Source organism: Chitinophaga sp. CB10 (genome assembly GCA_001870995.2).
Classification (GTDB): Bacteria; Bacteroidota; Bacteroidia; order Chitinophagales; family Chitinophagaceae; genus Chitinophaga.
In genome coordinates this window covers 15,543-30,095 of record MLAV02000016.1, presented here as the reverse complement: position 1 = coordinate 30,095, position 14,553 = coordinate 15,543, and the positions used below count along the sequence as shown (strand labels likewise).

Annotated in this window: 11 protein-coding genes, 3 tRNA genes and 1 pseudogene; 6 read left to right on the top strand and 9 right to left on the bottom strand. The window is 49.0% G+C overall.

The window, feature by feature from the left end:
- Position 1: 1 nt before the first annotated feature.
- On the bottom strand, positions 2-835 hold the full coding sequence (locus BOC67_RS19895) for an ATP-binding cassette domain-containing protein (RefSeq protein WP_291912744.1): 834 nt from the start codon (positions 833-835) through the stop codon (positions 2-4).
- Between the two features lie 170 nt (positions 836-1,005).
- On the bottom strand, positions 1,006-2,286 hold the full coding sequence (glyA, locus tag BOC67_RS19890) for a serine hydroxymethyltransferase (protein ID WP_291912741.1): 1,281 nt from the start codon (positions 2,284-2,286) through the stop codon (positions 1,006-1,008).
- A 151-nt stretch (positions 2,287-2,437) separates the two neighbouring features.
- Here glyA and BOC67_RS19885 point away from each other — a divergent pair, with 151 nt between their 5' ends.
- Positions 2,438-3,430 carry a sugar phosphate nucleotidyltransferase gene (locus BOC67_RS19885; protein ID WP_291912738.1) on the top strand — a complete coding sequence of 331 codons (993 nt, stop codon included), beginning with the start codon at positions 2,438-2,440 and terminating at the stop codon, positions 3,428-3,430.
- 53 nt (positions 3,431-3,483) lie between these two features.
- Positions 3,484-4,422 (top strand): nitronate monooxygenase, encoded by a 939-nt coding sequence (locus BOC67_RS19880; protein WP_291912736.1) that lies wholly within the window; start codon positions 3,484-3,486, stop codon positions 4,420-4,422.
- On the opposite strand, the gene BOC67_RS19875 is transcribed toward BOC67_RS19880, so the two are convergent.
- The 4 genes from BOC67_RS19875 to BOC67_RS19860 form a co-directional block, all read right to left on the bottom strand.
- The gene (locus BOC67_RS19875) at positions 4,409-5,704 is read right to left on the bottom strand and encodes an ABC transporter permease (protein ID WP_291912734.1); all 1,296 of its coding nucleotides are present in this window, start codon (positions 5,702-5,704) and stop codon (positions 4,409-4,411) included. The two genes, BOC67_RS19880 and BOC67_RS19875, sit on opposite strands and share 14 nt — an antisense overlap.
- Before the next feature lie 12 nt (positions 5,705-5,716).
- Positions 5,717-6,643, bottom strand: a complete 927-nt coding sequence (locus BOC67_RS19870) for an ABC transporter ATP-binding protein (protein ID WP_291912733.1) — start codon at positions 6,641-6,643, stop codon at positions 5,717-5,719.
- A gap of 53 nt (positions 6,644-6,696) precedes the next feature.
- Positions 6,697-8,259, bottom strand: coding sequence for an NAD(P)/FAD-dependent oxidoreductase (locus BOC67_RS19865; RefSeq protein ID WP_291912732.1), 1,563 nt, complete (start codon positions 8,257-8,259; stop codon positions 6,697-6,699).
- Positions 8,260-8,354: 95 nt separating this feature from the next.
- Complete coding sequence (locus BOC67_RS19860; protein WP_073078182.1) at positions 8,355-8,741, bottom strand: DUF3127 domain-containing protein; 387 nt, start codon at positions 8,739-8,741, stop codon at positions 8,355-8,357.
- A 570-nt stretch (positions 8,742-9,311) separates the two neighbouring features.
- Between BOC67_RS19860 and dnaA the strand changes: the two genes are divergently transcribed.
- The 3 genes from dnaA to BOC67_RS19845 all read left to right on the top strand — a co-directional run bounded on the left by dnaA (position 9,312) and on the right by BOC67_RS19845 (position 11,347).
- The gene (gene dnaA / locus BOC67_RS19855) at positions 9,312-10,745 is read left to right on the top strand and encodes a chromosomal replication initiator protein DnaA (protein WP_291912728.1); all 1,434 of its coding nucleotides are present in this window, start codon (positions 9,312-9,314) and stop codon (positions 10,743-10,745) included.
- A gap of 418 nt (positions 10,746-11,163) precedes the next feature.
- A tRNA-Ser gene (locus BOC67_RS19850) sits at positions 11,164-11,252 on the top strand.
- Between the two features lie 21 nt (positions 11,253-11,273).
- Positions 11,274-11,347: transfer RNA gene (locus BOC67_RS19845), tRNA-Pro, on the top strand.
- 126 nt (positions 11,348-11,473) lie between these two features.
- On the opposite strand, the gene BOC67_RS19840 is transcribed toward BOC67_RS19845, so the two are convergent.
- Positions 11,474-12,226 (bottom strand): SDR family NAD(P)-dependent oxidoreductase, encoded by a 753-nt coding sequence (locus BOC67_RS19840; protein WP_291912726.1) that lies wholly within the window; start codon positions 12,224-12,226, stop codon positions 11,474-11,476.
- Positions 12,227-12,752: 526 nt separating this feature from the next.
- Here BOC67_RS19840 and BOC67_RS19835 point away from each other — a divergent pair.
- Positions 12,753-12,826, top strand: a tRNA-Pro gene (locus BOC67_RS19835).
- 733 nt (positions 12,827-13,559) lie between these two features.
- On the opposite strand, the pseudogene BOC67_RS25405 reads toward BOC67_RS19835, so the two are convergent.
- Both BOC67_RS25405 and BOC67_RS19830 read right to left on the bottom strand, forming a co-directional pair.
- A pseudogene (locus BOC67_RS25405) lies at positions 13,560-14,342 on the bottom strand (recombinase family protein); the annotation flags it as partial.
- 42 nt (positions 14,343-14,384) lie between these two features.
- A complete protein-coding gene (locus BOC67_RS19830; RefSeq protein ID WP_291912725.1) occupies positions 14,385-14,537 on the bottom strand; it encodes a hypothetical protein in 153 nt (50 codons plus the stop codon).
- Positions 14,538-14,553: the final 16 nt, after the last annotated feature.

Below are 14,553 nucleotides of genomic sequence, written 5' to 3'. Positions count from 1 at the left end.
ATCAGTTGAAAATTTCCTGGATAGATTGACGGTTGGAGAGGACGGCGTTGAACAGCAGTTCCATATCGATTTTACTGTGTTCCTGGTGCTTGTTGGGCGTTACAATAGCATGGCCCCGCAGGTTGCTGTCCGCATACAACACCGTTTCCGCCGGATTTAGCTGCGGCACCACTTTGAAACTCAGTTTATCCGTCACCGTTTCAACCGCCTCCCGGAAAATGATCCGGTGGTTGTCAATGATCACAATGCTATCAATCAGGTTGTCCAGATCCCGCACCTGGTGAGTGGAAATAATAATGCACTTCTCCTCTGTGAGAGAGCCCGCAATCAGTTTACGGAAAGTGCTCTTGCTGGGGATGTCCAGCCCGTTCGTAGGCTCGTCCATCACCACTACACGGGTGTTGGCAGCCAGCGCAAAGCTGATGACAAACTTTTTCTTCTGCCCGTAAGACATTTCAGGGAGATACTGGTTCAGCGGAATTTCAAACTCCCTCAGGTAGCTTTCAAATGCCTGGTGGTCAAACTTCGGATAAAAGCAAGCCCGCGTTGCCAGGTACTGGTTGATTTTTACTTTGGGGAGATATAATTCCTCCGGCACTAAAAAGATATCCTGCAGGAAAGAAGGGTTCCGTTGGGCCGCTACTTCGCCAAATACTTCCACTTTGCCGGCATCCGGAAATAATAACCCGGTGATCTGTTTCAGCAGGGTGGATTTACCTGCTCCGTTTTTGCCCAGCAGGCCATATATATGACCCGGCAGCAGTTGGAGATGCAGGTTCTCAAACAACGGCCTGCCCGCTTTGTAGCTGAATTTTAGGGATTGGATGTTAATCATAACTAAAGGATGTGGTTTAGTGTACTACTTAACTAGTACACCATAAAAGTACAAATTCTTTTGAAAGCGCAAAATTTATTTAAGGGAGATGATAAGATGGGGGAGGCAACGCACATAAAAAAAGTCCCGCCGGCGTGAGCCGGCGGGACCACAAAAAAATATTCAAACGCTTATCCCAATTCAGGATACAGCGCAAACTGCTGCATAAAGGTATTCACCTCGCCACGTACCTTGCTGATCAGCGCCTCATTGTCGGCATCCATCAGCAACTGATCGATCCAATCCACAATCTGGCCCATATGACCTTCCTTAAGACCACGGGAAGTGATCGCAGGCACGCCTACACGAATACCGGAAGTAACAAAAGCAGATTTATCATCAAACGGAACCATGTTCTTATTGGTAGTGATATCCGCTTTCACCAGGGTCTGTTCTGCTTTCTTACCGGAGATGTTCTTATTACGCAGATCGATCAGCATCAGGTGGTTGTCAGTACCGCCGGAAACGATCTGGTAGCCCCTGTCTACGAAGCTCTTCGCCATAGCCTGCGCATTCTTGATAATCTGGTTAGCGTACACCGTATAGTCGTCAGAGAGAATTTCAAAGAAAGATACCGCCTTGGCAGCAATCACATGCTCCAGCGGACCACCCTGGATACCCGGGAATACCGCTGTATCAATCAGGGAACTCATCATGCGGGTTTCGCCTTTTGGCGTTTTCAGGCCGAACGGATTTTCGAAATCCTTGCCCAGCATAATCATACCACCACGTGGACCACGGAGGGTTTTGTGGGTAGTAGTGGTCACAAAATGGCAATGTTCAAACGGAGAGTTCAGTAAGCCTTTGGCAATCAGACCTGCAGGATGCGCAATATCTGCCAGTACAAAAGCGCCCACCTGGTCCGCAATCTCGCGGATACGTTTGTAATCCCAGTCGCGGCTATAAGCAGAAGCGCCGCACACGATCAGCTTTGGCTTCTCGCGGTTAGCAACTTCTTCCATTTTATCGTACTCTACGAGGCCGGTTTCCTTATTTACGCCATAGAAATGAGGCTCATATAATTTACCGGAAAAGTTTACGGCAGAACCATGTGTCAGGTGACCGCCCATGCTCAGATCCAGACCCAGAATCTTATCGCCCGGTTGCAGAATTGCCAGCATTACAGCAGCATTGGCTTGCGCGCCGGAGTGAGGCTGCACGTTAGCATACTCAATCCCGAAAATCTGTTTTGCCCTGTCAATAGCCAGTTGCTCGCTCAGATCCACGATTTCGCAACCGCCGTAATATCTTCTGCCTGGATAGCCTTCGGCATATTTGTTTGTCATCACATTCCCCATCGCCTGCATTACCTGAAGGCTGGTGAAGTTTTCTGATGCGATCAACTCAATGCCATGGCGCTGACGCTCCAACTCCTGGCGGATGATATCAAATATTTGCTGGTCTCTTTGCATGATGCCTTAAAATTTGACGCAAAGGTAGAATAAACCTGAATCAATTGCAATGCGCAGCCCCGGAGAAAATTAATTTGCCGTCACATAAAGATTTTGCTATATTTTTATACTGGTCTGACGATAGCCAAATTTATCCTATTTTCGCCCCATCATGAAGGCAATAATACCAGTGGCCGGAGCAGGCACTAAACTCCGTCCGCATACATATACTCAACCCAAAGCTTTAATTCCACTGGCAGGTCGTACAATACTCAGTATTATTGTTGATCAGCTTGTTGACGCAGGTATCAGCGAATTCGTATTCGTCGTAGGCTACCTGGGCGACAAGATCCAGAACTACGTGGAAAATAAATATCCAAACCTTACCTGTCACTTCGTGCAGCAAAACAGCCGCGAAGGTACCGGCCACGCCATCCTGCTCACCCGCGAAGTAGTCGCCAACGACGAGATACTCATCGTACTCGGCGATACCATCGTGGAATGCGACCTCCAGGAAGTCATCAACTCCCCGTACTCCATGCTGGGACTCAAAAAAGTGGACGACCCGCGCAACTTCGGCGTAGCCGAACTGGATGAATCAGGCTTCATCACCCGCGTAGTGGAAAAACCACAAATCCCTAAATCCAACCTGGCCCTCGTAGGGTTGTATAAAGTCAAAGAAACGCCGCTGCTCTTTGAATGCCTCCAGAAAAACCTGGATAATAAAATCAAATCGCACGACGAATTCCAGCTCACCGACGCGCTGGAATGCATGATCGAAAACGGCGTTAAATTCAATGGCTTCCGCGTAAACAACTGGTTCGACTGCGGCCGGAAAGACACGCTCCTCGAAACCAACGCCATCCTCCTGAAAAAATATAAAGCCGCCAGCAACCCGGTACTGCCGTATGAAAACACCATCATCATACCACCGGTGAGCATTGGCGAAGGCTGTAATATCAAAAACTCCATCATCGGCCCCAACGTAGCCGTAGGAGATAATACCGTAGTGAACTACTCCATCGTAAAGGATTCCATCATCGGCTCCTTCAGTAACCTGTACGAAGTAGTACTCAAATCTTCCCTGATCGGTAGCGATGCCAACATCAGGGGGCTCTCCCAAAGCCTGAATATTGGCGACAATACAGAAATTGATCTGGGCTGAGATGGATCATCCGGCCATGCAGTTTAACCGTCTTGATATTTATCTGATTGCTTATGAACAGGATTAATGAACTATTCGGCATACGTTATCCTATCATCCAGGCCGGTATGATCTGGGCCAGCGGTTGGCGTTTAGCCAGCGCTGTTAGTAACGCCGGCGGCCTTGGCCTCATCGGCGCAGGCAGCATGTACCCTCCTGTACTGCGGGAGCATATTCAGAAAGCCAAACAAGCAACAGATAAGCCTTTCGGGGTCAACGTGCCCTTGCTCTACCCGGATATCGACCAGCTGATAAACATCATCCTGGAAGAAAAAGTGCCGGTGGTATTCACCTCCGCCGGCAACCCGAAAACCTGGACCGGCACGCTCAAAGCCGCCGGTGTCAAAGTGGTACACGTCGTGTCCAGCAGCCTGTTTGCCGAAAAGAGCGAAGCCGCCGGCGTAGATGCGGTAGTAGCAGAGGGCTTCGAAGCAGGCGGACATAACGGGCGGGAAGAAACCACCACCATGGTGCTCATCCCCGCCGTAACAGCGAAGGTAAAGATCCCCGTAATAGCCGCCGGAGGCATTGCTACGGGCAGGGGGATGCTCGCTGCCATGGCATTGGGCGCAGAAGGAGTGCAGATAGGCAGCCGCTTCGTGGCCACGCCGGAGGCCTCTTCTCACCAAAACTTTAAAAATGCCATACTCGACGCCAGGGAAGGAGATACGGCGCTGGCATTGAAAAAACTCACCCCGGTACGCCTTATTAAAAACCATTTCTACGACCTCGTCAAAGCCGCTGAAGATAGCGGCGCAGATGCGGCTGCCCTCAAAGAGCTGCTGGGCCGCGCCCGCGCCAAAACCGGCATGTTCGAAGGCAACCTCTCCGAAGGAGAGCTGGAAATCGGCCAGGTAAGCGCGCTTATCGACCAGATAAAACCAGCTGCCGATATCGTAAAGGAAATCTGGGAAGAGTTCGAGGCCGCCCGCAAACAGCTTATGACTTACTAAAAATCCACCTGGTAGCCTCTTTCAGCGTAATCTTCTTACCATACATCAGGATGCCCGTGCGGTAAATCCTGCCGGCAATCCAGGTGCTCGCAATAAACCCGCCTATTAATACCAACATGCTCAATAGCAACTGCCAGTAAGGAACCGTGCCGGGTACGCCCGCAGGAATACGCGCCATCATCACCAGCGGGGAGCTGAAGGGGATGATGCTGGCCCATACCGCCAGCGGACTCGTAGGATCGGCCACCGCCCGCACCAGTATAATGCTGCTGATGATAATCGGCGCCGTCAGCGGCAATGTCATCTGCTGAATATCAGAAGCGTCTTCATTGGCCAGGCTGCCCACCGCCGCGTATAAGGAAGAGTAAAATAAATAGCCCCCGAGGAAATAAAATATAAAGCAACCAATGAACAGCGCCCAGTTGATCTTGCCAAGCACAAAGGAGAATTTCTGCATGGCCTCGGCCATTTCCGCATTGGAACCCGCCTGGTTGGCGGTCTGTATAGCCTCGGGCGACATAAACAACGGCATGGCCATCGACAGTAAAAACAACAGTACACCCCATATGAGGAATTGTAAAAGTCCCACGGCGGCAATGCCTGTTATTTTACCCATCATCAGCTGAAAAGGCCGTACACTGCTGATCATTACTTCCGCGATGCGGTTCACCTTCTCTTCCATTACGCCCCGCATCACGGAGGTGCCAAACAACAGGAGCATGAAGTACATGGTAAAGCCGCTGGCATAGCCCAGTATAAACGAGGCCGCCGAGCTGCCTTTCTTCTCATCCTTGCTGTCCTTAAATTCCACGGTCACGTCCGCACGGATCGCGTCCAGCTTGGCTTTGTCAATACCGTTTATTTCCATGCGCTTCCTTTCGATCACGCTGTTCAGGTTGTTGGTAATCGTATGTTCCAGCGCAATGCTGGCCTGGGCGTCGCTGTAGTACTCAAAGCCGGAGGGCCGCTCCAGGTCTATCTCCGGGATCAGCAGCACGCCGCTGTAGCCCTGGTCCGCATAGTGCCGCTTCAGGGAATCCGGGTGCTGGTCGGAAATAAACTTGAAATAGGTATTCCGGCTATCCTGGAACTGCCCTTTAAAAATGCCGCTTTTATCCACTACGGCTACTTTCGTGCTGCTATTGGAATTGCCGGCCAGTACGGCCGGTATGATAATCATCGCGGCAAAGGCCAGCGGCACCAGCAGGGTTACAATCAGGAAAGAACGCTTGCGGACGCGGGAGAGGAATTCCCGTTGTATAATCAGGTATATCTTGTTCATGATTCAGCAGGATTAGGCGGTGGCAGCAACGTTTTCCGTCAGCTGCACCTGGGAAATGAAAACTTCGTTTATGCTTGGCAGTATCTCTTCAAAATAGGTTACAGGTATCTCCTGGCGGATGAAGTGCATCAGGATGTCGTTCGTAGTACTGTCGGGATTCAGCTTCAGGGTAAAGGAATGGTCGTCCACGGACACAATGGTAAAATGCCAGGTAGCCATCTGCGCGGCATTGGGCATAACGCCCACCCCTATACGGAAGAGGCCCTGCTTGAAGTCCTGGCGTATCTGCTTAACGCTGCCATCCAGTATCTTATGCCCTTTATTCACCAGCATGATATGATCGCATATCTCTTCCACCTGCTCCATCCTGTGGGTGGAAAAGATAATGGTAGTACCGTTTTTGCTCAGGTTAAAGATTTCCTGTTTTAACAGGTTGGAGTTGATAGGGTCCAGGCCGGAGAAGGGTTCGTCCAGGATCAGCAGTTTAGGCTCATGTAGAATGGTGGAAATAAACTGCACTTTTTGCTGCATGCCCTTGCTGAGTTCATCCACTTTCTTGTGCGCCCAGGCGTTCATCTCAAACTTGTCAAACCAATGCCTGATGCGGGCGTTGGCCGTTTTCTTATCAAGCCCTTTGAGTTGTGCCAGGTAAAGTACCTGCTCGGCTACCGGCATTTTCTTGTACAGGCCCCGTTCTTCGGGCATGTAGCCGATGGCCTGCAGATCGTTCATCGGGTCAAAGTGCCTGCCGTTCAGCAGGATGTTGCCGGAGTCGGGATAAAATATGCCGGTGATCATGCGTAACAGGGTTGTCTTACCGGCGCCATTGGGGCCTAACAGGCCAAATATGCTACCCTGGGCAATATTGAAGGAGATATCATCTACTGCTTTATGGGTGGCATAGTATTTCTTCAGGTGTTGTACTTCCAGGAGGTTCATACTGGAAATTAATAATAAATCCTGATAAACCTCCGGCGTACATATTATAATCTTTATAGAGATAACTTGGCTGCAATAGCCGCTGCTACACGTTCTCCATCCATGGCAGCCGATACAATTCCACCGGCATAACCTGCGCCTTCGCCGCAAGGGTAAAGGCCTTTTACCTGCGGATGCTCCAGCGTATCGCTCTCCCGCGGAATGCGTACCGGCGAGGAAGTGCGGGATTCGGTCGCCACCAGGATGGCGTCGCTCGTGTAATAACCTTTCATCTTTTTACCGAAGGCTTTGAAGGCGCCTGCGAGTCGGGTATGTACCGCGGCGGGTAGTACTTCGCGCAGGTTCACGCTATTCACGCCAGGCACGTAAGAGCACTCCGGTAAAGTAGCGGATACTTTATTGTTGACGAAGTCAGTCATCCTTTGCGCCGGCGCTACAAACTTTCCTCCGCCTGCGTTGTAGGCGGCTATCTCCACTTCGCGCTGGTAATACATGGCTGCCAGCGCGCCTTTGTCCGCAAACGGCTGGTAGTCGCCCGCTTCAATACTCACCACCATGCCCGAATTGGCAAAGGGGTTATTGCGTTTCGAAGGGGACCATCCGTTCACCACCAGTTCTCCCGGATCGGTGGCTGCAGGCGCAATGATGCCGCCCGGGCACATGCAGAAGGAAAATACGCCCCTGCCATCCACCTGTTCTACCAAACTGTAGCTGGCCGGCGGCAGGTATTCCACGCGGATAGCGCAATGGTACTGCGCGCTGTCGATCAGCTCCTGCGGGTGTTCTATACGAACGCCGAGGGCAAAGGGCTTCGCTTCCAGCAGCAGCTGTTGCTCGTTCAGCATAATAAAAATATCCCGCGCGGAGTGGCCGGTGGCAAGGATCAGGCGCTGGCCGGCAAAGTAAGCGCCGGTGGCGGTTTTCACGCCCTTCACCTGTCCGTCTTTTATATCAATGGCTGTAATCCGTTGTTCGAAGTGAACTTCCCCGCCGCTGGCAATGATTTGCTCGCGCATGGCGGTGATGATATGCGGTAGTTTATTGGTGCCGATGTGCGGGTGCGCATCAATGGCAATTTTTTCATCCGCCCCAAACTGTATGAAGATATTGAGGATGCGGTTTATATCGCCCCGTTTGTTGGAGCGGGTGTACAGCTTCCCGTCGGAATACGTGCCGGCGCCGCCTTCCCCGAAGCAGTAGTTGGAATCGGGGTTGACAATGCCGGTTTTGTTAAGGGCGGCGAGGTCGCGCCTGCGGGCGCGCACATCTTTCCCTCTTTCCAGTATCACAGGCCTGATGCCGGTTTCTATCAGTCGCAACGCGGCAAACAGGCCGGCAGGGCCGGCCCCGGCAATCAATACCGTGGGAGCGGTTGCCGGCAGGTCTTTATAAACCGGCGCTTGCAGTTCTTTTTTATGAAACGGTTCATTGACGTACACCTGCACGGTCAGGATATAATACACCTGCCTGGAACGTGCGTCAATAGAGCGTTTGAGAAGATTGTAACCGGTGATTGTTTTGGGAGGCACGCTGAGCGCCGCAGCCGCGGCTTTGATAACAGCCTGGTCTGACCCGGCATCGGCTGGTAGCAGCTTGAGAGAAACTTGTTGAATCATGTTAGGTAGTTATCCTAAAGAAATACGGATTTGCAGAGTTCAGGGCTGGCCTGATATACGCTGCAAATCCGTATAGGTATGTTTGAAAAATTGAATTAGAACGGCAGATCGTCGCTGCTGTCTCCACCGCCGGCAGGCATTTGCGGAGTGTTGTAGTTAGGCATTGGGTCCGCTCCCGGAGCAGGGGCAGCCATAACTGATTCCATACGCCACGCATCGAGGTTGGTAATGTAGTTTACTTTGCCATCTTTCTCCCAACGGGTACCTTTGATATTGAAATAAACTTTAACATTTTCACCTTCGTTGAACCGGTCAACAATACCAGTGCGGTCTTGCACAGCCTGGAACTTAATGTAGTTATTGATTACGCGGCCGTTGATATCGTCAGATTTCTCGATAACGAACTCTCTTGTTTTAAAAGTTTCGCTTCGTTGCACTGTATTATACTTCACGACCAGCTTTCCGGTAATTTCAAAACTCATAGAAAAATAATTTAAATTCAGAAGTTCCAAAGATAGGTATTCGCCAAAGTGCGTGCAAATAATTTTTATTGATTACAAGCGCGCGGGTATATAAAAAATTAGTTCCTTATAAACTAGCCCTAAACACATTTTTTTTAATGGAGATACTAACATAGTTTTGCACCCTCGCTGAAAAAATTGTGAATATCTGCGGAATTGATCTCCGGAAAAAAATAAAGAGAAAAATTCTACGATAGTATTTTATCATGAATGCGATACTATTTATGATAAAAGAGGCAATGCTTTCAGAAAGCGGTTGCAAATCAGGCCGGTTTGGAATGCAAAAAAAATGAGGAATGTCAATGCTGTAAAGCAATAGCAGCGGGCGGACACAGGGTGTTTTCACACTGTATTCAGGATAATATAAACAAGGGTAGATAAATTTTTTTTTTCAACATTTTCTACAGATATTCGTCATCCTGTCCGAACATTTTTCGACATCCTGCGTTGAGGAATAGCGAATTCGAGAACATCCTTAAGACGTGAATTGCTTTCATTAAATTAAGAAACAAACTAATTTTTTTTATCTCAATGAATAAAACTTGCGAACAAGTTTGGGAAAGGTGTCTTAATATAATTAGGGATATTGTTGAGTGGCAGCCTTTTAAGACATGGTTTGAGCCAATTAAACCGATTAAACTTGAAAACAATGTTTTAACCATCCAGGTCCCCAGCCAATTCTTTTACGAATACCTAGAGGAGCATTACGTGGGATTGTTAGGAAAAACCATCAAGAGAGAATTAGGTAAAGAAGCCCGGTTGGAATACCGCATTGTAGTAGAGAACGGTACGCCACACCAAAACCCAAGAACTGTAAACATGCCGACGCAGTTTACAAAGCCCCAGAAAGACAATGAAGTTGATTTTCCATTGACGATCCAGAACCCGGTCAAAAACCCGTTCGTGATCCCCGGCATTAAACGTGTACAGATAGATTCACAGCTGAATCCCAACTATACGTTCGATACCTATATAGAAGGCGACTGTAATCGCGTGGCCCGCCGCGCCGGTAAAACAGTGGCTGAAAAACCGGGTGGAACTTCCTTCAACCCGCTGGTGATATACGGTGGCGTAGGCCTGGGGAAAACCCACCTGGCGCAGGCTATTGGCAATGAGGTGAAGAGGATTCATCCCAACAAGGCCGTATTGTACGTCAGCGCGGAAAAGTTCATCAACCAGTTCATTGATCACTCCAAGAACAACATCATAAATGATTTCATTCACTTCTATCAGTTGATCGACGTACTGATCGTGGATGATATCCAGTTCTTTGCCCGCGCAGAGAAAACACAGGATGCATTCTTCGCCATCTTCAACCACCTGCACCAATCCGGCAAACAGCTGATCCTTACTTCGGATAAAGCCCCGAAGGACCTGGACGGTGTGCAGGAACGCCTGCTCAGCCGCTTCCGCTGGGGCCTCAGCGCCGATATCCAGATTCCTGACTTCGAAACCAGGATGGAAATCCTGGAAATGAAAATGCGCAACGACGGCCTGGAAATGCCAAAGGAAGTAGTGAAGTACGTGGCCTATAACATCCAAACCAACGTCCGCGAGCTGGAAGGAGCGCTGATCTCCCTGCTGGCACAGTCCTCCCTTAACCGCAAAGAAATTGACCTGGAACTGGCCAAACGCGTACTGAAATCTTTCGTAAAAACCTCATCAAAAGAAATTACCATCGAGAGTATCCAGAAGATGGTATGCGAATATTTTGATGTCCCTTACGATAAACTCCTGCAAAAAACGCGTAAACGCGAAATCGTGCAGGCCCGCCAGATTACCATGTACCTGGCCAAATCATTTACAAAGAACTCCCTGAAAACTATCGGTGAACATTTTGGCGGCCGTGATCATACCACAGTTATTCACTCCTGCCAGACAGTAAAAGACTTAATGGATACTGACAACAACTTCCGCGACAGCGTTATCGAGTTGCAGCAGAAAGTGCAGTTGGCAGCAATGTAATTACCCCCTGTAACCTATTTGTTGCATGCCTCCGTTTTAAACGGAGGCATGTTTCTTTTAGGGAAGTCCCGCCCGGAAAAGGCCGCAGGCTATCCCACCGTCGCGCTTTTATCAAAATATCCTGTTGTTTTTTAGGGGGAGAGATCTAATCCAACCTTCTCCACAACGTCACGTTTTTACTCGCTTTTGCACCCTATCCAACTGCCGTTGCAAAAAATTTTCGTGTAGGCCTGGCTGCCCCTTTAGGCCCTGAAACGCAGACTGCGAAAGGATTTGATAAGCCTCGCCATACCGCCCCGGAAGAATTTTGGAAAAAAACTTTGAAAAAACTGTAAATGTTTTTTGTGAATTTAAAATAATTCCTATTTTTGCAACCCCTTCAAGGAACTAACGCGAGAGGCGTTAATAGAAGGTACACGGTGAGGTGCCTGAGTGGCCGAAAGGAACGGTTTGCTAAACCGTCGTACGGGTTAAACTGTACCGAGGGTTCGAATCCCTCCCTCACCGCGAATCCAGTCGGGATTCTTTCGGGGTGTAGCGTAGCCCGGTATCGCGCCACATTTGGGATGTGGAGGTCGTAGGTTCGAATCCTGCCACCCCGACTCAGAACGACGAAAGCCTTACAGTGCAAACTGTAAGGCTTTTTTATTTTAAGTCCGGCAATGCAGGACCTGCAGTTGGAACACAGGCGTAATACGTTGCCCGCCTCTTAAATCCGGTGATACCGGCTAAAACGCATATCGCCGCATACCCCCGTCCACTACCGCTACAGTACCCGTTACATACTTCGCTCTCGGCGATACCAGGAATGCCGCCATATTCGCAATGTCTTCCGGTTCGCCAAAATCCCCCATGGGAATTTCCCTTTCTGCAAATTTCCTTCTCTCCTCACCGGGAAATATTCTCCTTATCTGTGCAGAGTCAATGATACCCGGTTGCAAACAGTTCACCCGGATGCCCTGCGATGCCAGTTCACCCGCCAGGGCTTTGGACCAGGATACAATCGCCGCCTTGGCCACCGCAGAACCATTGATGCTTCTCAACTCATAAGTGCTGCATAAATTAAGCACAACGCCCTGCCTGCGTTCCAGGAATTGTGGTAACAAAGCCTGCGTCAGTTGCCGGTGATGATGGAAGTCGAGCGTAAACGCTGCCTCCCATTCTTCCTCAGGCGCAATGGGCGCCAGCGGGCGGCTCGCCCCGGCATTGTTAATAAGGATGTCCACATGTCCAAAAGCCTGCAACGCCGCCGCTGCTATGGCCGCCGGGCCGCCGGGCGCAGTGAAGTCCTGCAGGAACACCTCCGGTACTACGCCTCCTTCCGCTGCAATCTCAGATTGCAACTCCGCCAGCAAGGAGGCATTCCTGGCGGTGGCTAATACTTTTACGCCTTCCGCTGCCAGCGTTTTAACGATACTCCTTCCCAGGCCCTGACTGGCGCCTGTTACTACGGCCGTTTTGTTTTTAAGATATAAGTCCATGTTGAATATAATTTTGAAACTGATAAATACCAGGTACAAAATTATTGCCTGAACGCAGTGCTGGTATGTGTTACAGCCGATTGTGAGTTGCGTACAATTTTGTTAGTACGGGGCCGTATCTCTATAGAGAAATCGTATAGCCGGCAAGGTTAGTGACCAAATGCAGCCATCGTATATTGATACTGCCGCTGTAATAAAACAATTTATTACAATCCCTCCGCTGGCAGGCAGCCTTCCGCCCGCCATCCCCGTTTACTTTCAACGCCGTAAATCCATGGCGGACCCTTTCAAACCCAAACTTCAACTGGAATTACCATTCCGCTGTATGCAAAACTGATCGCCTGAAACCCTTGCCAGTCAAGGCAAATAGCCCCAGGCTAGCCTGTAATTCCACACCCGTAAACCCCTCCGCACAAACTTTTTTTAAAAAATGTAAAGTCCAATTTGGTTTTCTCACAAACTTATCGCTACCTTTGCACTCCGCAATCAGAGATACACACGCTCAGATTGCGCACCGGAAAGAGTTCGGGGTGTAGCGTAGCCCGGTATCGCGCCACATTTGGGATGTGGAGGTCGTAGGTTCGAATCCTGCCACCCCGACTTGACAGGACAAAGTGGAAATTTTACCATTTTGTCCTGTTTTATTTTCGCCCAAAGCCTTATCCAGCGCGTATATTATGCGCACCGCTTCATTGATGCGGGAAGTTCGAAATGTAAAACCGTCAAAACCTAATTTTTCCGGGTACATCGAACTAATGATCTCACGTTTTCTGTCTATCTCGCCGCTTTCATACACATAATCCAGTTTTAAAAGATTATTCAGCCCCCTGCCTAACAGGTCGGTTATGTTCACTTGGTCATAGTCGTAGGCGCTTAGTTTGGCTTCCAACTTCTCCAATTTTGTGCTATACTCGGTTTTCATTTCCCGGAAGTCAGAAGGCTCAATTTGCTTTGAAGAAAGCAATTCCCGTATGTAAGACAACTTCCCTTCTAGTTCCTTTATTTGGTATTGTAACTGTCTCTGGTCGCTCTGTAAATGGTCGGTTTGGTCATGCCATGCTTCGATAAGGGTGACCCTATAAAGATCGGCCATTTCCGCGCGAGGCACGTATTTCTTTATTTCACAAGTAAATAAACTGTTTACATTGTCCGCCCTGAATCGGCAAGTACACCCGGTTGTACAATGATAATAGCTGTAATATCTGGTATGCCCTTTGGACTTACTGCCGGTTAACAGTTTGCCGCATTTTGGGCAGATCAGAAAACCACGCAACGGCAATTCGTTATTGGTAATGATTTTGAGACGGTACGGCGCTCTTTTTCTGCCGTCCAAAACGTCCTGCGCCCGGTAAAATAGTTCTTCCGATATAATAGGCTCATGCAGCCCTTTCACAAATCGGGCTTCTTCATCCTTGTACTTGGCAATAAATATTTTCCCGCAATAAACAGGATTACGGATGATAAACCAGAAAAGACCTTTGCTCCCTTTGTACCCCTTTCCCTTAGACATTTTGTAAATCTGTTCGGTATTAAATACCCCTTCCGCAATCTGCTCGTAAGCCCAACGTATAATGCTTGCTTGCGGTTCTTTGGGAGCAATATACTTTCTGCCGGCCTCATCTGTCTTGTTCACATAACCGTAAGGCGCTAAACCCATATAACGCCCTTCTTTTCTTGCCCTTCGCATACCATGAATAACATTTAATGCCCTGCGGTCATTCTCTACTTCGGGAGCCGCTAAATAGAAGGCCAGCATCATTTTATTTTCGGGAATAGACAAGTCTAGCGGCTGTTCAATAGCTTGCGGCTCTACCCCTAATTTTCGCAGCGTATTGATCATCTGGTAAGCATCCCCTGCATTGCGGCTAAACCTGTCCCATTTGAGAAACAGCACCAAATCTGTCTGTCCTCTATGTCGCTTTAATTCCAGCAGGTACTTCTTCCATTCCGGCCGGTTAAAGGTCTTGGCCGAATGATCTTCAAAAATCACCTTACGGATGGAAATTTTGTTGATGTCGCAATATTTGCGCAATAGTTCTTCCTGGCTCCTTTGGGAATAGCCTTTGTCCGCCTGTTCATCGGTACTTACCCGGATATACAAATCAGCTATTTTCATTTTCCTAAAACTTGGGTTATCAAATAATACATTTGCTTACGTTCATCGGTTACGCAGTTTTTCCAAATGATGAGCAACAATAATGTTAGCCAATTTACGCATAAATTCAAGGACGGCTGCCGCCTGCTCAACAGTTACTGCGATGCCTTTCTTTTGCAGCATTTCCGCTGCTTTCTCTGGTTTAATTTTTTCCATTTGCACCTCCGCATTT

Excerpts from the sequence above, each read along its gene's own strand:
- BOC67_RS19860 (WP_073078182.1), bottom strand. The coding sequence starts at position 8,741 with ATGAGTTTTGAAATTACCGGAAAGCTGGTCGTGAAGTATAATACAGTG.
- dnaA (WP_291912728.1), top strand. The coding sequence starts at position 9,312 with ATGAATAAAACTTGCGAACAAGTTTGGGAAAGGTGTCTTAATATAATT.
- BOC67_RS19880 (WP_291912736.1), top strand. The coding sequence starts at position 3,484 with ATGAACAGGATTAATGAACTATTCGGCATACGTTATCCTATCATCCAG.
- glyA (WP_291912741.1), bottom strand. The coding sequence starts at position 2,286 with ATGCAAAGAGACCAGCAAATATTTGATATCATCCGCCAGGAGTTGGAG.
- BOC67_RS19840 (WP_291912726.1), bottom strand. The coding sequence starts at position 12,226 with ATGGACTTATATCTTAAAAACAAAACGGCCGTAGTAACAGGCGCCAGT.
- BOC67_RS19865 (WP_291912732.1), bottom strand. The coding sequence starts at position 8,259 with ATGATTCAACAAGTTTCTCTCAAGCTGCTACCAGCCGATGCCGGGTCA.
- BOC67_RS19885 (WP_291912738.1), top strand. The coding sequence starts at position 2,438 with ATGAAGGCAATAATACCAGTGGCCGGAGCAGGCACTAAACTCCGTCCG.
- BOC67_RS19895 (WP_291912744.1), bottom strand. The coding sequence starts at position 835 with ATGATTAACATCCAATCCCTAAAATTCAGCTACAAAGCGGGCAGGCCG.
- BOC67_RS19830 (WP_291912725.1), bottom strand. The coding sequence starts at position 14,537 with ATGGAAAAAATTAAACCAGAGAAAGCAGCGGAAATGCTGCAAAAGAAA.
- BOC67_RS19875 (WP_291912734.1), bottom strand. The coding sequence starts at position 5,704 with ATGAACAAGATATACCTGATTATACAACGGGAATTCCTCTCCCGCGTC.
- BOC67_RS19870 (WP_291912733.1), bottom strand. The coding sequence starts at position 6,643 with ATGAACCTCCTGGAAGTACAACACCTGAAGAAATACTATGCCACCCAT.